The organism is Polynucleobacter sp. AP-RePozz3-80-G7 (genome assembly GCF_018882145.1).
Lineage (GTDB): Bacteria > Pseudomonadota > Gammaproteobacteria > Burkholderiales > Burkholderiaceae > Polynucleobacter.
In genome coordinates, this window is the sequence record NZ_JACVPC010000001.1 from 756,758 (window position 1) to 777,089 (window position 20,332).

The 20,332-nt window shown below is 46.7% G+C and carries 15 protein-coding genes; 10 read left to right on the plus strand and 5 right to left on the minus strand.

The genetic code is table 11. The annotated features are described in order from the left end of the window. The first annotated feature begins 15 nt into the window (after nucleotides 1-15). From ICE90_RS04165 to radA, 3 genes are read left to right on the plus strand one after another with little or no spacing between them, the layout of a single operon-like run. Nucleotides 16-1,959: a potassium transporter Kup gene (locus ICE90_RS04165; RefSeq protein ID WP_215321679.1), complete on the plus strand. Its 1,944-nt coding sequence runs from the start codon at nucleotides 16-18 to the stop codon at nucleotides 1,957-1,959. Nucleotides 1,960-1,970: 11 nt separating this feature from the next. Then, the gene (locus ICE90_RS04170; protein WP_255533286.1) at nucleotides 1,971-2,465 is read left to right on the plus strand and encodes a hypothetical protein; all 495 of its coding nucleotides are present in this window, start codon (nucleotides 1,971-1,973) and stop codon (nucleotides 2,463-2,465) included. A 38-nt stretch (nucleotides 2,466-2,503) separates the two neighbouring features. Further along, nucleotides 2,504-3,868 (plus strand): DNA repair protein RadA, encoded by a 1,365-nt coding sequence (radA, locus tag ICE90_RS04175; protein WP_215321681.1) that lies wholly within the window; start codon nucleotides 2,504-2,506, stop codon nucleotides 3,866-3,868. 4 nt (nucleotides 3,869-3,872) lie between these two features. Here the strand turns inward: radA and prmB are convergent, their stop codons facing one another. From prmB to dapD, 3 genes are read right to left on the minus strand one after another with little or no spacing between them, the layout of a single operon-like run. Continuing rightward, nucleotides 3,873-4,769 carry a 50S ribosomal protein L3 N(5)-glutamine methyltransferase gene (prmB, locus tag ICE90_RS04180; RefSeq protein WP_215321682.1) on the minus strand — a complete coding sequence of 299 codons (897 nt, stop codon included), beginning with the start codon at nucleotides 4,767-4,769 and terminating at the stop codon, nucleotides 3,873-3,875. 46 nt (nucleotides 4,770-4,815) lie between these two features. Next, nucleotides 4,816-5,967, minus strand: coding sequence for a succinyl-diaminopimelate desuccinylase (dapE, locus tag ICE90_RS04185; RefSeq protein ID WP_216191084.1), 1,152 nt, complete (start codon nucleotides 5,965-5,967; stop codon nucleotides 4,816-4,818). Nucleotides 5,968-5,976: 9 nt separating this feature from the next. Further along, nucleotides 5,977-6,804 carry a 2,3,4,5-tetrahydropyridine-2,6-dicarboxylate N-succinyltransferase gene (gene dapD / locus ICE90_RS04190; RefSeq protein WP_072583047.1) on the minus strand — a complete coding sequence of 276 codons (828 nt, stop codon included), beginning with the start codon at nucleotides 6,802-6,804 and terminating at the stop codon, nucleotides 5,977-5,979. A 174-nt stretch (nucleotides 6,805-6,978) separates the two neighbouring features. On the opposite strand from dapD, the gene smc reads away from it, so the two are divergent. The 4 genes from smc to ICE90_RS04210 are packed head-to-tail and all read left to right on the plus strand — an operon-like array spanning nucleotide 6,979 to nucleotide 14,099. Next, nucleotides 6,979-10,500 carry a chromosome segregation protein SMC gene (gene smc / locus ICE90_RS04195; RefSeq protein WP_216191086.1) on the plus strand — a complete coding sequence of 1,174 codons (3,522 nt, stop codon included), beginning with the start codon at nucleotides 6,979-6,981 and terminating at the stop codon, nucleotides 10,498-10,500. After that, nucleotides 10,501-11,571: a cell division protein ZipA C-terminal FtsZ-binding domain-containing protein gene (locus ICE90_RS04200; protein ID WP_251368522.1), complete on the plus strand. Its 1,071-nt coding sequence runs from the start codon at nucleotides 10,501-10,503 to the stop codon at nucleotides 11,569-11,571. Nucleotides 11,572-11,580: 9 nt separating this feature from the next. After that, complete coding sequence (gene ligA, locus ICE90_RS04205; RefSeq protein ID WP_216191088.1) at nucleotides 11,581-13,596, plus strand: NAD-dependent DNA ligase LigA; 2,016 nt, start codon at nucleotides 11,581-11,583, stop codon at nucleotides 13,594-13,596. Nucleotides 13,597-13,607: 11 nt separating this feature from the next. Further along, entirely contained in the window at nucleotides 13,608-14,099 is a 492-nt protein-coding gene (locus ICE90_RS04210; RefSeq protein WP_216157340.1) for an NUDIX hydrolase, read from the plus strand. Here ICE90_RS04210 and ICE90_RS04215 read toward each other — a convergent pair. Together ICE90_RS04215 and map are read right to left on the minus strand one after the other, a co-directional pair. Beyond that, on the minus strand, nucleotides 14,096-16,693 hold the full coding sequence (locus tag ICE90_RS04215) for a [protein-PII] uridylyltransferase (protein WP_216191096.1): 2,598 nt from the start codon (nucleotides 16,691-16,693) through the stop codon (nucleotides 14,096-14,098). The two genes, ICE90_RS04210 and ICE90_RS04215, sit on opposite strands and share 4 nt — an antisense overlap. Nucleotides 16,694-16,697: 4 nt before the next feature. Beyond that, nucleotides 16,698-17,597 (minus strand): type I methionyl aminopeptidase, encoded by a 900-nt coding sequence (map, locus tag ICE90_RS04220; RefSeq protein WP_215322273.1) that lies wholly within the window; start codon nucleotides 17,595-17,597, stop codon nucleotides 16,698-16,700. Nucleotides 17,598-17,802: 205 nt separating this feature from the next. Here map and rpsB point away from each other — a divergent pair, with 205 nt between their 5' ends. From rpsB to pyrH, 3 genes are all read left to right on the plus strand, one after another. Then, nucleotides 17,803-18,552 (plus strand): 30S ribosomal protein S2, encoded by a 750-nt coding sequence (gene rpsB, locus ICE90_RS04225; protein WP_011903288.1) that lies wholly within the window; start codon nucleotides 17,803-17,805, stop codon nucleotides 18,550-18,552. After that, the gene (tsf, locus tag ICE90_RS04230) at nucleotides 18,552-19,436 is read left to right on the plus strand and encodes a translation elongation factor Ts (protein WP_215321689.1); all 885 of its coding nucleotides are present in this window, start codon (nucleotides 18,552-18,554) and stop codon (nucleotides 19,434-19,436) included. The genes rpsB and tsf overlap by 1 nt, the downstream gene beginning before the upstream one ends. Before the next feature lie 185 nt (nucleotides 19,437-19,621). Next, entirely contained in the window at nucleotides 19,622-20,332 is a 711-nt protein-coding gene (pyrH, locus tag ICE90_RS04235) for a UMP kinase (RefSeq protein ID WP_215321690.1), read from the plus strand.

The window sequence follows — 20,332 nt, forward strand, 5'->3', positions numbered from 1 at the left end:
CGCCAAGGTTTAATAATGTCAGTTAGCAATCCTGAGTTTTCAGAATCATCCTTATTGCGGCCTGTAGAGATTTCTCGAGAGGATCATCCTCACAAAAAAGGTGCCTCGATCTCCCTTATGTTCGCGGCTATCGGCGTTGTCTTCGGCGACATTGGTACAAGCCCCTTATATGCGTTAAAAGAATGTTTTAGTCCCGAGCATGGCATTCCGTTTTCTGCAGATGCTGTGTATGGCGTGATCTCGATGGTATTTTGGGCTTTTGCGATTGTGGTCTCGCTGAAGTATGTTTTATTCGTGATGCGTGCAAACAATCATGGCGAGGGCGGTATTTTGGCGCTTATGGCTTTGGCATTGAGAACTGTAAAGACTGGCTCAAAGCGTTCCTTGGTAATCATCATGGCTGGCGTCTTTGGGGCCTGTATGTTTTATGGTGATGCCATCATTACCCCAGCAATTTCTGTGCTTTCTGCTGTTGAAGGTCTTGAGGTGATATCCAGTGATTTAACGCGTTATGTCATACCGATCACTATTTTTATTCTAGTCGTCCTGTTTTTTATTCAGAAGACCGGAACCGATTTAGTTGGCAAACTTTTTGGCCCGATCATGATGGTCTGGTTTATTGCTATCGGATTGATGGGGGTGCATCAGGTTATTCAAAACCCAGCTATTTTTGCTGCCATTAATCCTCTTTTTGCTATTCGATTCTTGATCGAACATTCATTGCAAGGCTTTATTGTTTTGGGAGCGGTCTTCCTGGTATTGACTGGTGCTGAAGCTTTATATGCCGACATGGGTCACTTTGGACTCAAGCCTATTCGTATGGGTTGGTTCTTCATTGTTATGCCTTGCTTGCTCCTGAATTACTTTGGTCAGGGCGCCATGTTTTTGAACAACCCAGAGACGATTACCAACCCATTCTTTTTGATGGTTCCCGAATTCCTGGTATTTCCTTTGGTGATATTGGCCACTGCTGCAACTGTGATTGCTTCGCAAGCGGTGATTTCTGGTGCGTTCTCAATGACCAGCCAAGCAATCCTTTTGGGCTTTGTCCCACGTATGAAAGTGCGTCACACCTCTGATAGAGAAATTGGTCAGATCTATATGCCCTTGGTGAACTGGGCTTTGTTGATTCTAGTGATCGCCGTGGTTTTAGCATTTAAGAAATCTGAAAATTTGGCGGCTGCATACGGTATCGCTGTTACAACTACGATGATCGTAACCACCTTCTTGGCCGCTATTGTGATGCGTGTTGTGTGGCGTTGGAATACTCTATTGGTAACTTTAGTTATTAGTGCTTTTTTGGTCGTGGATTTAGCTTTCTTAACTGCTAATCTCTTAAAAATTATGGAAGGCGGCTGGTTCCCGCTGCTACTCGGTGCCGCATGCTTCTTATTGCTGATGACTTGGTATCAAGGTCGCAAGATTTTGCGTCACAACGCAATGAATAATGGTATTGAACTGAAGAGTTTTATTGAGGCTTTGATGAAACATCCTCCGCATCGTGTAGAGGGCACTGCTGTTTTCTTGACGGCGCACGTGGATTACGTACCAGTTTCTTTCCTGCATAACCTAAAACATAACCATGTACTCCATGAGAGAGTATTTTTCTTAAAGGTCAGTATTTGGGATGTGCCGTACGTAAAAGACAGTGAGCGTATTACCTTGCGCGATCTTGGTAATGGCATTTATGTTGTTCGTGCGGTTTATGGTTTCAATGAAACTCCAGACATGGGTCAAATCATTGAATTAATCGAGAAGAGTTCTGGATTGAATTTTGATTTGATGAATACCTCATTCTTCTTATCGCGTGACACGATAGTTTCTACTGAGATACCGGGTATGGCTATGTGGCGTGAAAGATTATTTTGCTGGATGTATCAGAATGCCGGTCGCCAGTCAGACTTCTTCAAAATTCCTGCAAACCGTTTGGTTGAGATGGGTGCGAAGGTCGAGATTTGAGAAAGAGTCTTTTGCTCCAATCAAAAATATTGATTTCAATATTTTTATTGGCTTCTGCACTGAACGGTGTTGTATTGGCCACTCCTGCAGAAGAGGCTGACCTCGATCAGTTGAATAAGATTGAGCAAGAGCTTGAGGTGCAGCGTGACTGGGCTAAATATCGCTGGGGCAAAGCATCCTCTGAGTGCTACCAGAATTACTGGGTTAACTCTTGCTTGAGAAGTGCTCGCGCAGACTATCGCAAGGAAATCGATCCGATTCGTGAGCAAGAGGTGGCTTTGCATGAAGTGCAACGTAAGCTTCGTGATAGTTTAAAGACTCAAGAAGACGCTAAGCGTGCTGCTGAGAGGGCCTCGCCTGAAAATGCGGCTGAAAGAGCAGCCAATCAACGTGAGTTTGAGCAAAAGCAAAAAGATGCTGCAGCCAGAGCGGCTGATCTAGAGCAACGACGTAAGGATGCCCCTAAGCGCGCACAAGAAAATAAAGCGGGCACTCAGCTCGATTAATTTCGATTTAATTATTTTTATATTTCATTAGGCAACTCTTGGCTAAAGTCAAATCGGTTTATATCTGTCAGTCTTGTGGTGGTACCTCTGCTAAGTGGCAGGGCCAGTGCCCATCTTGCCAGGCTTGGAATACTTTGGAAGAGGGTCTGCCAGAAACAACATCTAATTCTCGCTTCCAGGGCTTGGCGCAATCTCTTCCAAGACAAAAGTTATCCGCTATTAGTGCTGAAGACCTGCCGAGATTTAGCACAGGCGTTGAAGAGTTTGATCGCGTTCTAGGTGGTGGCTTGGTTCCTGGTGGCGTGGTACTTTTGGGTGGCGATCCTGGTATTGGTAAATCTACCTTGCTACTCCAGGCATTAGCAGAGATGAGTTCTGCGGGCATGAATGTGCTCTATAGCAGCGGCGAAGAATCCGCTGCGCAGATTGCTCTGCGTGCAAAGCGTATTGCTTTAGATGCACCTCAGCTTGAAGTGTTGGCGGAGATTCAGCTGGAAAAACTGATTTCGATTATGGATACCGTGAAGCCGCAAGTATTGGTAGTGGATTCGATTCAGACTTTGTATTCAGAGGTGTTAAGTTCAGCTCCTGGCTCTGTTGCGCAGGTTCGTGAGTGTGCGGCGCAGCTCACTAGGGCCGCTAAATCAAGTGGTATCTGTGTGCTGATGGTCGGGCACGTTACCAAGGATGGTCATCTTGCTGGTCCTAGGGTCTTAGAGCACATTGTCGATACCGTTTTGTATTTTGAGGGTGATACCCATTCCTCTTTTCGCTTAGTGCGTTCAATTAAGAATCGTTTTGGCGCAGTCAATGAGCTGGGCGTATTTGCAATGACTGAAAAAGGTCTGCGCGGTGTAACTAATCCATCAGCAATTTTTCTGTCACAACATGAGCAAATGGTTCCGGGCGCTTGTGTATTGGTGACCCAAGAGGGCAGTAGACCTTTGCTGGTTGAGATTCAGGCTTTAGTAGATACGGCGCATGTGCCTAATCCCCGTCGTTTAGCGGTTGGCTTGGAGCAAGCTCGTTTAGCGATGCTCTTGGCGGTACTGCATCGTCATGCTGGCGTCGCTTGTTTTGATCAAGATGTTTTCTTAAATGCGGTAGGTGGCGTCAAGATTTCTGAGCCGGCCGCTGACTTAGCCGTTCTTCTGGCGATTCAGTCTTCGATTCGCAATCGCGCATTGCCAAAAGAGTTGATTGTCTTTGGTGAAGTAGGTTTGGCTGGTGAGATTCGTCCTTGTCCTCGTGGTCAAGAGCGCTTGAAAGAAGCTGCTAAATTAGGCTTCACTGTTGCCATTATTCCAAAAGCAAATATGCCCAAGACCAAGATTCCGGGATTGAAAGTAATTCCAGTCGAGCGAATTGATCAAGCCATTGCTGCGGCTGCTGAGCTGAGTTAATTCCCTAGCGTAAGTCTTCCGCTTGAATTAATAAGACTTGCTCTTCTCCTGCGGAGACTTCCATCCAGATTGCTGGAATTTGTGGGAAAGCTTTTTTGAAATGCTCATACTCATTACCAATCTCGAGCAAAATAGCGCCGCGCTCAGATAGGTAATCGGGTGCTGAAGCAATAATTCGCCTGATGATGTCCATCCCATCCTCTCCACCAGCTAAAGCCAATTCTGGTTCCGCGTGATATTCAGTAGGAAGCGCATTCATCGAAGCGGCGTTTACATATGGTGGGTTACAAATAATGAGATCAAAGAGGTTATCTTCATTAGGCTCTGGTAGGGCATCCCACAGATCGCCATCTAATAGCTCTACTTGAGAGCTGAGACCGTGACGATCTAAGTTACGGGCAGCCACAGAGAGTGCGGGCATGCTGATATCGCATGCACTTACATGAATATCCGGGCATGACAGAGCTAAGAGGATTGCCAGCGAACCGTTGCCAGTACAAAGATCAAGCGCCTTGCCATCAGCTGGCAGCCAGGTCTCTAGTGAGCCATTTACGATAAGCTCTGCAATCCAGGAACGCGGCACAATACTTTGCTCGCTGCAGAAAAAAGGCACACCCATGAGCCATGCTTCACCTAAGATGTAGGCAAGTGGTTTGCGTGTCGAGATTCTGATATCGGCAATAGCGGATGCTTTTTGCTGTTGCTCATCAGAGATTGAATCATCTAGATGATCTAAAGCTTCTGCTGGACTGAGATTGAGCTGCTTGCTCACAATCCACAAGGCTTCACTTTGGGCATCAATTGCCCCGTGGCCATAATGTAAGTTTGCTGCTTCGAGCATTTGTGCGATCTGATTAACGCACTGGTTTACTGTGACGTGTTGCTGAGACTCAGGATCCATGATGGAGGGGTTCTTTAGAAGAAAAGGCAGGTGCGCAATTAATCGATCAAGCGATTAATTGTTCGAGTGTCTTGCGATAGATATTTTTGAGTGGCACCACATCATCAACAATAACGCACTCATCGATCTTGTGACTAGTCGCATTGAGGGGGCCAAACTCCACTACCTCTTTGCAAATCTTGGCGATAAAGCGGCCGTCACTAGTCCCACCAGTAGTAGAGAGTTCTGTATCAATATTCACTTCTGCTTTGATAGACTTGCGTAATGCTCCAGCCAGGTCACCATCACCAGTGATGAACGGGCTACCGCCCAATACCCAGTCAATCTCAAATTCAAGACCCGCATCTTTCAGAATCTTTTCTAGACGCTCACGCAATTGCTCTGGCTTACTCTCAGTAGAGAAGCGGAAGTTAAAGTCGACTACGAGTTCGCCTGGGATGACGTTATTAGCGCCAGTACCAGCATGCACATTCGAAATCTGAAAGCTGGTGGGTTGGAAGTATTCATTACCTTTGTCCCACTCGGTTTCTACTAATGCAGAAATCGCTGGTGCCGACAGATGAATTGGATTTTTGCCGAGGTGAGGGTAGGCGATATGCGCCTGAATACCCTTCACTTTAAGTTTGCCCGAAAGGGATCCACGGCGACCATTCTTAATCATGTCGCCAAGCTTATCCACTGAAGTAGGCTCACCAATAACGCAGTAATCCAAACGCTGACCTTGTTTTTGCAAGCGATCGCACATAATGACTGTGCCATCGTTAGCAGGACCCTCTTCATCGCTTGTAATTAAGAACGCAATAGTGCCCTGATGATCTGGGTGTGTAGTGACAAATTCTTCTGTAGCGACCACAAAGCCTGCGAGGGATGTTTTCATATCCGCTGCACCACGGCCATAGAGCATGCCGTCGCGAATGGTTGGGGTAAAAGGATTATTTGTCCACTTCTCCAATGGGCCGGTGGGCACCACGTCGGTATGCCCAGCAAATACTAATACCTTGCCTTGATCACCAGACTTACCTTTTTTAATGGCCCACAAGTTGGTTACCTGGAAGTTTTCAGGACCACTCACCACGCTTTCAGTATGAAAGCCAATCGCTTGGAGGCGTTTAGCAATCAAGTCTTGGCAGCCACCATCGGCCGGAGTTACGGAATGGCAGGCGATGAGAGCTTCGGTGAGCTCAAGTGTGGCGCTCATGGATTTTACTTAGTCGCGGAGTAATTCGTTAATAGCTGTCTTTGCTCTTGTTTGAGCATCAACCTTCTTGACGATGATTGCGGCATACAAGCTGTATTTGCCGCAAGCGGAGGGAAGTGAGCCTGGAACAACTACTGAGCCAGCTGGAACGCGGCCGTAGTGGACTTCACCAGTTTCGCGGTCATAAATCTTGGTGCTTTGGCCAATATAGACACCCATGGATAAAACAGCGTTTTCTTCAATCACAACGCCTTCAACCACCTCAGAGCGAGCGCCAATAAAGCAGTTATCTTCAATAATCACTGGGCCAGCTTGGATTGGCTCCAAAACACCGCCAATACCAACGCCGCCAGAAAGGTGAACATTTTTGCCAATTTGGGCGCAAGAACCTACGGTTGCCCAGGTATCGACCATCGTGCCTTCGCCTACATAAGCGCCAATATTGACGTAAGAAGGCATTAAAACAGCGTTTTTGCCAATAAATGAGCCGCGGCGGGCCATGGCAGGGGGAACCACGCGGAATCCACCGGCAGCAAAGTCGGCGGCAGTGTAGTTTTCAAACTTGCTGGGAACCTTATCGTAGAACTGGGTAAAGCCACCAGCACTCATAGGTTGATTGTCTTCTAGGCGGAATGAGAGCAAAACAGCCTTCTTAACCCACTGATTTACCTCCCATTTACCGACGTCACGTCGCTCAGCCACACGGATAGTGCCGGCATTGAGGCCTTCTAAAACGGCATTTACGGCATTACGGACATCCCCCGGGGCGCTATCTGGGGAGAGGTTTGCGCGGTTTTCCCAGGCTTGTTCAATGATGTTTTGTGGTGATTGGCTCATGCTTTTTAGTTAACTATCAGATTGTTAAGGGATTTTGTCCCGGGAGGTAGATTTATCATTATATAGATGGGGCAAAAACGCGTCCAAGCAGGCAAGAGCTTGCTATCATCTTCCCACTTTAGCTTTAATTTTTACCCCTTTATTTGAACCCCTTTTTTCCCTGCAAAGTACGCCGTGCAACTGAAATCCATCAAACTTTCCGGCTTTAAGTCTTTCGTAGACCCAACCCATTTTGAAATGCCTGGCCAACTCATTGGTGTCGTGGGTCCTAACGGTTGCGGAAAGTCGAACATTATTGACGCCGTCCGCTGGGTTTTGGGAGAGTCCCGCGCCAGTGAGTTGCGTGGCGAATCGATGCAGGACGTTATTTTTAATGGTTCTGGTTTGCGTAAGCCATCTGGGCGCGCTAGTGTTGAACTCATTTTTGATAACACTGAAGGGCGCGCTCAAGGCCAGTGGAGTGCTTTTACAGAATTGGGTATTAAACGCGTTTTAACTCGCGATGGAAATTCAAGTTACTACGTGAATAACCAAGTAGTACGTCGTAAAGATATTCAAGATATTTTCTTGGGCACCGGTATGGGTCCAAGAGGTTACGCCATTATTGGTCAAGGTACGATCAACCGCATTTTGGAAGCAAAGCCAGAAGAGTTGCGTGTGTTTTTGGAAGAGGCCGCTGGTGTTTCAAAATATAAAGAGCGTCGCAAAGAAACCGCCTCACGTTTAGAAGACACGGTAGAAAATTTAACGCGCGTTGAAGATATCTTGCGTGAACTCGATCAACAGTTAACACGCTTAGAAAAACAAGCCACTGTTGCTGAGCGTCATGCTGAGCTTTCTACACAGATGAAGTCCCAGCAACAATTGCTTTGGTTTGTGCGCCAGACCGAGGCGGGTAAAGAGCAAGAGCGTCATGCTAACGGTATTCGCGATACGCAAGTTGGCCTGGAAGAACAGACAGCTAAGCTACGCCATGTCGAGGCTGAACTAGAAACTATGCGTACACAACAGTACGCATTACAAGATAAAGTTTCTCAAGCGCAAGGTGATTTATATCAAACCAATTCTGATGTGAGTCAGGTTGAGGCACAGATTCTTTATGTGCAAGAGGCGCGTCAACGTTTGCAGCAGCAAACTCAGGATCTACAAGCGCAGTTACAGCGCTGGACCGTGCAAGAAACAGATGCAGCACAAGCGCAGCGTACTACTGAGCATGAGTTGTCTTTAGCTGCTGAAAAAGAACAAACACTCTTAGCCGATTTAAATGGTTTGCAAGAGCAAATGCCAAGTCGTGAAGAGGCTTATCAAAATGCCTCACGCGAACTCAATAGCGCACGTGATTCAGTCGCATCTATTGAGCAACGTTTAGCCAGTTTGGGTGAACGTCTTCGTTCAATGTCAGCTCAATCAGATGAATTGAAGGGGCGCGAAACTCGCCTTGTTGGTGAATTCGATGGCTTACGTCGTCCTGATGCTGAAGCTTTACAAACAGCAATAGATCGTCAGGTCATGGCCGCCCGCAAAGTGGAGGAGGCTAAGCAGCGCGCTGTTGAAACCCAACAACGCGTTCCGGCTGCTGATGAAGCCCGTAATACTGCGCAACAACAGATTCAAATGGCCAATCAAGATCTTGCTCAAACTGAAGCCAAGTTGACGGCATTGACTGCCTTGCAGGCAAGCGTGCAAGCTCAAGGGAAGATTGGACCTTGGCTTGAAAGCAAGGGTCTTAAAGAAAGCAAGCGCCTCTGGCAAGAACTTAAAGTAGAGAGTGGCTGGGAAACTGCGCTGGAATCCGTACTGCGTGAGCGTTTGGCTGCTGTGACTGCAAAGAGTGTGCAAGAAACATTGGCCCTGGCTAATGATGCGCCCCCGAGCCGTTTAGCAATTTTGCTTGCAGAAGAAATCACGCCAGCGCATACCTCTGCTCCTGCGGACTTCACACTATTATTGAGTCGCGTGCAAAGTGCGGGCGCTCCAAGACTCACATCTGTATTGCAAGAGTGGTTAGATAATATCTATATTGCTAGCAGTCTTGAGGATGCTTTGCATCGCCGTGAAAAATTACCGGCTGGTGGCACATTCGTTACCCAGCAAGGTCATTTAGTGAGTCGTGTTGGCGTACAACTTTACGCAGCCGATTCTGAGCAAGCCGGTATGTTGGCGCGTGCTCAAGAGATGGAAAGTCTCGAGAAGCAATTGCGCGCACAACAACTGATGCAAAGTGAGCTCAAGGGTGAGTTGGATCAATGTGTTGCTAACTATCAAGCAGCTCACCAAGCAGCAGAACATGCTCGTGAGAATGCAGAACATGCTGTTCAGGAATCGCACGGCTTTGAAGTGGAAAGAATGCAATTAACTCAAGCTGAAGAGCAATACAGTCAACGTGCAGCACAGATTCAGAGTGAGTTAAGCGAGTTGCGCCAACAGATGGAGCAATTGAGTCAGACCCAAGAGCAGTCTGCTGCTGAGTTGCTTGAATCCGAAGAATCTAAAGAAGGCTTGCAAGAAGCTTTGCAGGTAGCACAAGAAAAATTAGAGCAATCCACTGATGAGCGCGATCGTTTGCGTGAGTCTCTCCGTTCTGCTGAAATGGCTGCTCAAGAGGCGGCCTTTGCAACGCGTTCATTGCAACAGCGCATTACTGATTTGCAACGTGACCAAAGTACCGCCCGTACTCAGATCATGGAAATTCAGGATAAGCATGATGCCGCTGCTCATGAACTAGAAACTTTGAGCGACGAAGAGGCGCAAGATAAATTACAAGGTCTATTACTAGCCCGCAGTGCACGTGAAGCAGCTTTGGCAAATGCGCGTACTGAGCAGGATGCTTTATTGCATCAACTGCGTGAAGCCGATGAGTCTCGTATGCAGGTTGAGCGCAGCCTACAGCCAATGCGTGACAAAGTGGTGGACTTGCAATTGCGTGAGCAGGCTGCTCGTTTGAACTTTGAGCAATTTGCCACATTGCTATCTGATGCAGAGGCTGACCTTACTGCACTTGAAGCAAATTTCAGTGCTGACTTAAAAGTTGGCGCCTTGCAGAGCGAAGTTAATCGCTTGAATACTGAAATTCAATCTTTAGGCCCAGTCAATATGGCTGCTTTGGATGAGTTATCAAGCTCTCGTGAACGCAAGCAGTTCTTGGATGCGCAGTCTGCCGACTTGAATGAAGCAATGCAGACTCTGACAGATGCGATCGCCAAAATCGATGCTGAAACACGTGATCTATTGCAGGGCACCTTTGACCAGGTCAATACCCACTTCGGTAAGCTCTTCCCTGAGTTATTCGGTGGTGGTCATGCTGAATTGGTAATGACTGGTGAAGAGATTTTGGATTCTGGCGTACAGGTAATGGCCCAGCCTCCTGGCAAGAAAAACAGTTCCATTTACCTCCTCTCTGGTGGTGAAAAAGCCTTGACTGCGATTGCCTTGGTATTCTCGCTCTTCCTCTTAAATCCAGCCCCATTCTGCTTGCTCGATGAGGTGGACGCTCCATTAGATGATGCAAATACCTTGCGTTATGCACAGCTAGTAGCCAAAATGTCAGATAAGACACAGTTTTTGTTTATCTCACATAACAAGATCACTATGGAAATCGCACATCAATTGATTGGTGTCACGATGCAAGAGCAGGGCGTATCCCGCATTGTTGCGGTAGACATCTCTTCTGCTGTTTCAATGGTGGAGGCCGCCTAAGTGTACATAGAACAAATCATGACGATGTTGGGTTTGTCTGATTTGCAATTAGCATTGGCTGTTATTGGGCTATTAATTCTGATAGCAGTCGCGGTTCTGAATATTAAGTATGCTCGTGCTCGTCGTAAGGCAAAAGAGCTCAGTGAATATTCTGTAGATGATCGCTTTGGAAAAGAGCCGAGTTTTGGTCAAGGTTTTGCCGATGGCGATGCAGGGCGCACTGAGCCTAGTTTCGGCGAAGTGATCACAACCATTTCTGCCCCAGAAAAGTTTACGATTGATCCACGGATTGATTGTGTCATCACACTGCGCTTTGATGAGGCTATTAGCGGCTCAGAAATTCTAGAAGAAATTAATGCCTGGACGGATCTTGAGGCGCAATCGACTGCACGCTGGATGTGTGAGGGCTTAAATGCCAATCTAGATGTTGCTGAGGACTGGGAAGTACTCCATCCTGACTCTAAGTATTCTGATTTACAGCTAGCCATTCAGCTAGCAAGCCGCAAAGGTGCTATCGGCGTTCTAGAGCTATCTGATTTTTGCTCTCGCACCCAAGCGCTTGCTGAAACTTTGGGCTCCCAAATCGATATGCCTAGCGTGAGCACAATGTTGGAAAGTGCGAATGAATTAGATGTCATGGCTGCTGAGAGCGATATTCAGTTGAGTATCAATGTTCTGTTTGATGAACCATGTCCATGGGGTAACTTTGATGCGCTCATGCGTCAACGTGGCTTTAAGTTATCTCGTAATGGCCGCCAATATGAATATCTCAGCAAAGGCGTAGTACTTTTTAGTAGCACTGATTTTGATCCAAATAAATCGGTAACTCAGGTGACCTTATTGCTTGAAGTTCCCTTGGTCCCGCAAGAAGAGCGTGCATTTGAGCGAATGCTCTCTGAAGGTGTGGAGATTGCACAAGCAGCTCATGGGCGCTTGGTGGATGACAATGGTATCAACTTGAGTGAGGCTGCGGTCATTAGCATTCGTCAGCATCTCGATGTTCTCTATGCCAATCTTGAGAAATCTGGCGTTCCTGCTGGATCTTCTACAGCTAGCAGACTATTTAGCTAGGAAATCACTTTGTCGTTCACCAGTCCGACAAATTTAGCGGAGCGTTACGCATTCTTGCAAGTAGAGCTTGCTCGTCTAGAGCATGCCTATTATGTTTTAGATAATCCGCTTCTTCCGGATATTGAATACGACCGCCTCTATAGAGAGTTAATTGATATTGAGACTGCTCATCCCGAGTGGATTACCCCAGAATCCTTGTCTCAGCGGGTAGGTGGAGCAGCATTAAAAGAGTTTGATTCTGTTACTCATGCAGTGCCAATGCTTTCATTAAATAATGCATTTGAAGATAGTGAGCTGATTGCCTTTGATCGTCGTTGTCGTGAGACTCTTCATGCTGATCATGTGACCTATGCAGGTGAATTGAAGTTTGATGGCTTGGCAATCTCACTTCGCTATGAAAATGGCTTGCTCGTAACTGCTGCCACTCGTGGTGATGGCGCTAGCGGCGAAGATGTCACTGCCAACATTAAAACGATCCGTGCTATTCCTCTCAAGCTCACTGGAAAAAATATTCCGCAGGTCCTAGAGGTGCGCGGTGAAGTCTTTATGTATCTCAAAGACTTCGAGAAAATGAATCGACAAGCGGCAGAGTTGGGTGAGAAAGAATTCGCTAACCCTCGCAATGCAGCAGCAGGTAGTCTTCGTCAATTGGACTCTAAGATTACTGCGAAGAGGCCACTCTCTTTCTTTGCCTATGGCTTAGGTGCTCTAGAGCCTCAGTCTTGGTTGCCTAAAACCCATGCAGAATTACTCAATGCTTATGCTGAATTGGGTCTACCGGTTTGCTCGGAGCGTAAGGTATTGCATTCTGTAGAGGAGATTTTGGCATTCTATAACGATGTAGGGGCCAAGAGGGATTCATTGCCCTATGACATTGATGGCGTGGTCTACAAAGTTAATTCTTTTGCCGAGCAAGCTAAGTTAGGATTTGTTTCAAGAGCTCCCAGATTTGCCTTAGCTCATAAGTACCCAGCACAAGAAGCCCTGACAACCGTATTAGGTATCGATGTGCAAGTAGGACGAACAGGAGCAATTACTCCGGTGGCACGACTTGCTCCAGTAGAGGTTGGTGGCGTAACCGTTACTAATGCCACGCTACACAATGAAGATGAAGTTAGGCGCAAGGATGTTCGTATTGGCGATACTGTTTCCGTAAGAAGAGCGGGCGATGTGATTCCAGAAGTGGTTTTAGTTATCAAGGATCGTCGTCCTGCAAATGCTCAAGAGTTTCAAATGCCAACCCGCTGCCCTGTATGCGATTCACATATCGAGCGTTTGGCAGATGAGGCGGTGGCCCGTTGTAGCGGCGGTCTTTTCTGTGGCGCACAGCGTAAGCAGGCATTAATTCACTTTGCCCACAGAAGAGCGCTGGATATTGAGGGTTTGGGAGAGAAGATTGTTGATCAATTGGTCGACCACAGTCTAGTCAGAACCCCCGCAGATCTTTACAGACTAGGATTCACAGCGCTAGCTAACCTAGAGCGTATGGGTGAGAAGTCTGCTGATAACCTCATTCAGGCAATCAATCAATCCAGAAACACCACCTTAGCCAGATTTATCTTTGCTTTAGGTATTCGTCACGTAGGCGAGACTACTGCCAAGGATCTAGCTAATCATTACCAGTCCATGCATGCCTTAATGGATGCAAATCTTGAAGATCTGCTGACCGTTAAAGATGTAGGCCCCGTTGTTGCGGATTCCATCACGAGCTTTATGCAAGAAGCGCATAACCGAGAAGTCATTGAGCAGTTACTAGCCTCAGGAATGCAGCTCGCTGTAGAAGCAAAAGTTATTAGTGAAGCAGTTGCAGGTAAGACATTTGTCCTGACTGGTACATTTCCAAAAATGACTAGAGACGAAGCTAAGGATCTCCTGGAAAAAGCTGGTGCCAAAGTAGCGGGATCCGTCTCTAAGAAAACAGACTATGTTGTTGCTGGTGCGGATGCTGGAAGTAAGCTCACAAAGGCTGAAGAGCTAGGTGTGCCAGTGATTGATGAAGCAGCAATGCTCAAACTTCTTAAATAGTTTCTTTCAGCATGAATATTTTTTCTGAAATTGCCATTCAGGGCCGCAAAACTATTCATCATGTTCAGTGTGATGCTGTTCTTAAGTCGTCCAATCCATTTTCTCGCTCAACAACCCAGGGCCACATTACAGCCAGTGGCTTAGTAATTAAGGATGACAAAGTGCTCTTAATTTTTCATCCATATATAAAACGTTGGTTTCAGCCTGGAGGCCACATTGATGAAGGGGATTCACCAATTGAGGCTGCTATTAGGGAGGTATATGAGGAAACTGGTTATATCTGCGAGCTAGATGCCAACAGTCAAGAGCCCATTGACATTGATATTCACGAGATTCCTGAGAATTCCAAAAAGGGTGAGGGCGCTCATTTGCACATAGATCTACTTTATAGGTTGCGAGCCCTACGACAAGAGCAATCTGCAGAAGATATTGAATGTAAGTGGTTTGCTTTTAGCGAGGTTGAAAGCATTCGCATCCAACGTGCTTTAGCTAAATTGGCTTAAGCCCCTAAAGCCTCAAGTAGTTCAGTTTCTAGCTGGATCTGCAGCTTTGGATTCTTACCCAGGTTTGCTGCATCCAAGAGTAGGATATCTTCCACTCTTTCTCCCAGTGTATTAATCCTAGCAGTATGAATCGAGACCTGATGTTTCGCTAACACTCTGGAGATCGTATAGAGCAGGCCGGTACGGTCACTTGCAGAGAGTGCCAATGTGTAATAGCGGCCACGATCATCCGGAACCATATGCACGCGTGGCTGAATTGGGAAAGTGCGCGACTGTCTTGAAAGGCGACCCATGCTTGGGTTAGGTAATGGCTCCGCATTCGTTAAAGCCTCGGTCAACTCAAATTCAACGAGTTGAATAATGTCGCGATAGCTACCACCTTCATCTACCAGGTTACTGCCTGAGATTTGGAAGGTGTCCAAAGCATAGCCGTGCCGTGTTGTATGAATGCGGGCATCCCAAATGGAGAAACCATGTCTTTCAAAGTAGGCGCAGATACGAGCAAATAAATCTTCTTGGTCTTTAACGTAAACAGCCACTTGCAAACCTTCACCAATGGGGGACAGTCTTGCCCTCACAATCGGTTGGTCGCTATTCACCTTGTTGTATAGATGACGTGTGAGCCAAGCAATGTCAGATGAGTCCTGCCTTAAGAAGAAGGCTACATCTAATTGCTTCCATAAATCTTCATAAGATTCGTCATTGATGCCATACAGACGTAATTTAGCTTTGGATTCTTCTTGGTGCTGCGCTAATTCTGATGAGGCATCTGTCTTGGCTCCGCCGAGCACTCTTAAGGTCGCGCGATAGAGATCTTCCAGGAGCTTGCCTTTCCAGGCATTCCATACTTTAGGGCTGGTTCCACGCACGTCAGCCACAGTCAGCAAATAGAGTGCAGTCAGGTGGCGCTCATCACCTACCTTTTTAGCAAATGCTCTTACTACATCTGGGTCGGTGATGTCTTGTTTCTGAGCGGTTTGACTCATGTTGAGATGCTCAGCGACCAACCAAACTAATAGCTCAGTATCTTTTTTATCTAAGCCGTGATCCTTGGCGAACTTGCGCATGTCAGCTCTGCCCAATTGAGAGTGATCACCGCCACGTCCTTTGGCAATATCATGAAAGAGTGCGGCGATGACCAGTAACCAAGGTTTCTCAAAGTGAGCAATAAGGCTGCTGCAGAAAGGGAACTCATGTGTATGCTCAACCACCATAAAGCGGCGTACATTCCGCAATACCATCAAGATATGTTGATCAACGGTGTACACGTGAAATAAGTCATGCTGCATCTGCCCAACAATCTTGCGGAAGGCTGGGAGGTAGCGACCTAGCACGCTGCTGCGATTCATGAGATGGAAGGCGCGACTGACGCCTTCGGGTTGCTTTAGCAACTCAATAAAGAGGGCTCTATTGATCGGGTCGGCACGCCACTTGCTATCCATCTTGGTACGAGCGTTATAGAGAGCTCTAAAAATAGTTGCGGACAGACTCTTTACATTCGATGCTTGGGCAAATACCAAGAAAGTTCTCAGAATCTGTTCAGGATGATTTTGAAAAAGCTGGGGATCGGTAATATCCAATACCCCTTGACGCTCAATAAAGTGCTCGTTACCTTCGCCTGGAATGGTGAGAATCGTTTTGGACTCTTGCGGAAAGAGCAGGGCTTCAATGTTTTGCAAGAGAACGTCATTCAATTGGGTTACTGCTTTAGCTGCCCAGTAGTAGCGACGCATGATGGCTTCGCTGGCTTGACGTGAAGATTCCTCTTTAATCCCCATCGATGCTGCTAATGCTGCTTGCAAATCAAATGCAAGAACGTCTTGCCTACGTCCCGCTAACAAATGGAGGTTGGCGCGCAGGGTTTCCAAGAAACGTTGATTGCGTTTGAGCTCAGTGAGTTCGCGCTGCGTCACCAGACCAGCTTCATTGAGGTCCTTGAAGGTGTCCCCCAATAGCGCAGCCTTACTAACCCAGGTGATGACCTGTAAGTCACGCAAGCCCCCAGGACTCTCTTTGCAATTAGGTTCTAAAGAATAAGGGGTGTTTTGATATTTGTAATGACGCTGAATTTGTTCAGCTTGTTTGGCTTGAAAAAAGGCTTTTGGATCCATCGCCGCTTCAAAAGCTTTGGCAAAGTCCTTGAAGAGCTGCTTCTTGCCGCAAATGAGTCGCGCCTCTAAAAGGGAGGTACGCACTGTGATGTCTTGTTCTGACTCAGAGATGCATTCAGCAACATTTCTGACTGAGGAGCCAATTTCTAATCCAGTATCCCAGCAGCTGGCAACAAATTGCTCAACTTGCTTTGAAAGGGCTCTAGCCTGTCCTTCATCAGCAGGCAGCAGAATCAGAATATCAATATCGGAGTAAGGAAATAGTGCGCCCCTACCGAATCCGCCAACTGCGATTAAGGTGGCTTCATTATTTAAGCCGCAGCTATTCCAAAGATGGGAAAGGAGCTGATCGCTTAATTTAGAGAGTTGCTTAGTTAATTTACCAACAGACTGTGTTTTTCTAAACTCGTCGTAAGCAATTTCGCGAGCGGCACGTAGACTAGCTGCATCAATAACATTGCCAACTGCTTGCGACTGACTCATTCTATTAAGCGCTTACTAATGTCGGTCTAAATGAAAGGCCTTTAACGCAATCAGGAGGTGGGTTGCTTCCTTCTGACCAAGTCAGCACTTCAACGCCTGTTGGGGTAACCAACAGCGTATGCTCCCATTGGGCTGACAAGCTGCGGTCTTTTGTCTTCACGGTCCACTGGTCAGGCATGGTGCGAATATCTCGTTTGCCCGCGTTGATCATTGGCTCGATCGTAAAGGTCATGCCGACTTCTAACTTTTCACCAGTACCTGGTTTGCCATAGTGAAGAATCTGTGGGTCTTGGTGGAATACTTTGCCAATGCCATGACCGCAGTATTCGCGCACGACTGAGTAACCTGCTTTTTCAGCGTGGGTCTGTATTACGTGACCGATATCGCCAAGTGATGCACCTGGTTTCACTTGAGCAATTCCTAACCACATGCACTCAAATGTGATTTGTGTAAGGCGTTTTGCCATGACAGAAACTTCGCCCACCATGAACATGCGACTAGTGTCGCCGTAGTAACCATCGGGGGTAATAACGGTAATGTCTAAGTTCACAACATCACCATTTTTGAGAACCTTGTCGCCTGGAATTCCGTGGCAGATCACATCATTCACGGAAGTGCAGATGGATGCTGGAAAGGGAGGGTATCCAGGCGGCTGATAATTTAATGGAGCCGGAATGGTCTTTTGGACATCGCGCATGTATTCATGACAAATCCGATCCAATTCTCCCGTGGTAACTCCCGCCTTAACGTGGGGAGCCACATGGTCCAAAACTTCGCTAGCTAAGCGGCCAGCTTCGCGCATCCCAAGGATGTCTTTTTCTGCGGTAAATACACTATTCATGCCTTGATTATCAACGACTTGGATAGTTTTGGCTTGGTCATATTGCCTAAATTTTAGGCAAATATCCCATTTTTGGGGCTTCTAGGGCCTATTTTGAGAGTTGACCCCTTTTATTGCTTGGGGGTGAGGGTGGCTAGAGCATTGATATTTAAGCTATAATTTTGGTCTCGGGTCTATTTTGGACTTGAAATCGCGAGTTGAGCCTTCCAGGGTGGCGTTTTTTAGCGCAGCTAGGACTCAACTTTAGAACCAACCCTTAGGAGAAGTTATGTCAGTAACTATGCGTCAAATGCTGGAAGCCGGTTGCCATTTTGGTCACCAAACTCGCTTCTGGTCCCCAAAGATGGCCCCATTCATTTTCGGTCATCGCAACAAAATCCACATCATCAACTTGGAAAAAACATTGCCAATGTTTCAGGACGCCCTGAAATTTGCAAAACAAGTTGCTTCTAATCGTGGCACTATTTTATTTGTTGGTACTAAGCGTCAATCACGCGAGATCATTGCTGAAGAAGCTGCTCGTGCTGGTATGCCTTACATCGACAGCCGTTGGTTGGGTGGCACACTCACCAACTTCAAAACTGTTAAAGGTTCCCTCAAGCGTTTGAAAGACATGGCAGTTGCTAAAGAAGCTGGTGACTGGGAAAAGCTCTCCAAGAAAGAAGCTTTGACTAATGACCGTGATCTCGACAAATTGCAAAAAGCACTTGGCGGTATTCAAGATTTGAATGGCGTTCCTGATGCAATTTTTGTAGTGGACGTTGGCTATCACAAGATTGCTATTACTGAAGCTAACAAGCTTGGTATTCCAGTAATCGCTGTTGTAGATACCAACCACTCACCAGAAGGTGTTGATTACATCATTCCTGGTAACGATGACTCCAGCAAAGCGGTTCTCCTTTACGCACGCGGCATTGCAGATGCAATCCTCGAAGGCAAAGCTAACTCTGTTCAAGAAATCTTGACAGCAGTTAAAGAAGGCGAAGAAGAGTTTGTTGAAGAAGGGAAAGCTGAATAATGGCCGCTATTACCGCTGCAATGGTTGGCGACTTACGCGCCAAAACTGATGCTCCGATGATGGAGTGCAAAAAAGCTTTGACTGAGGCTGATGGTGATATGGCTCGTGCAGAAGAAATTCTGCGTGTAAAGCTGGGTAGCAAAGCTGGTAAAGCAGCTTCTCGTGTTACGGCTGAAGGTATTGTTGCTACTTCTATCAATGGTACTACTGGTGCCTTGTTAGAAGTGAACTGCGAAACTGACTTCGTTTCTAAGAACGACGATTTCTTGGCATTTGTAAATGACTGCGTGAAGTTGGTTGCTGAAAAGAACCCGGCTGACGTTGCTGCATTGTTAGCATTGCCATTGAATGGTCAAACTGTTGATGAGGTTCGTAGCGCACTGATCGGTAAGATCGGCGAGAACATCATGCCACGTCGCTTTAAGCGTTTTTCTGGTAGCAACAAGTTGGTTTCCTATCTCCATGGCGCTCGTATTGGTGTCATGGTTGAGTTCGAAGGTGACGAGACTGCTGCTAAAGATGTAGCAATGCACATTGCTGCAATGAAGCCAGTGGCCCTGTCTATGGCTGACGTTCCTGCTGAAGCAATTGCTGTTGAGCGAAGCGTTGCTGTTCAAAAAGCTGCTGAATCTGGTAAACCACCAGAAATCGTTGAAAAGATGGTTGAAGGTTCTATTCAGAAGTACCTCAAAGAGGTTTCTTTGTTGAATCAGACTTTCGTTAAAAACGACAAGCAATCTGTAGAGCAAATGCTCAAGGCTGCAAATACAACAATCAAGGGTTTCACCATGTTTGTTGTAGGTGAGGGCATTGAGAAGCGTCAAGACGACTTTGCGGCTGAAGTAGCCGCACAAGTGGCTGCCGCTTCTAAAGCAACAGCTTAATAGGCTAGTTTGGGGCTTGCCCCACTGCTTGGTAATACCCAAAAGGGCATAGAAACCTTAGTTTCTGTGCCCTTTTCTTTCATCCTTCTCAAGCCCTTTATAATTTGGCAGAGATATTAAAAAGTGCTTAAAGATCAATAAGCTAAGTAAGTAAATTACTTGGCAAATTACGGAAAATAAAAAACATGCCAGCCTACAAACGAGTCCTCCTAAAACTATCTGGTGAAGCCCTTATGGGCGATGATGCTTTTGGCATCAATCCAATCACTATCGATTCCATGGTTAAGGAAATCGCCGCTATTGTGAATATCGGAGTGGAGCTAGCGATTGTGATTGGCGGCGGAAATATTTTCCGCGGAGTTGCAGGTGGTGCCGCCGGCATGGATCGCGCAACTGCCGATTACATGGGTATGTTGGCAACCATGATGAATTCTTTAGCATTGCAAGATGCGTTGCGTCAAAAGGGTGTTGAAGCGCGCGTGCAATCTGCACTCCGTATGGATCAAGTGGTTGAGCCCTACATTCGTCCACGCGCAATTCGCGCGATGGGTGAAGGGAAAGTGGTTATTTTCGCAGCGGGTACGGGTAATCCATTCTTCACTACTGATACTGCTGCCGCTCTGCGTGGGGCTGAGATGGGTGTCGAGATTATGCTCAAAGCAACGAAGGTGGATGGTATTTACAGTGCCGATCCAGTAAAAGATCCAACTGCCACCTTATATAAAACCATTACGTTTGACGAAGCATTAATCAAGAATCTGCAAGTCATGGATGCAACTGCATTTGCATTGTGCCGCGATCGCAAATTACCAATCAAAGTATTTTCAATTCTCAAGCCAGGCGCATTAATGCGTGTAGTGCAAGGTGAACCTGAAGGTACTTTAGTACACGTTTAA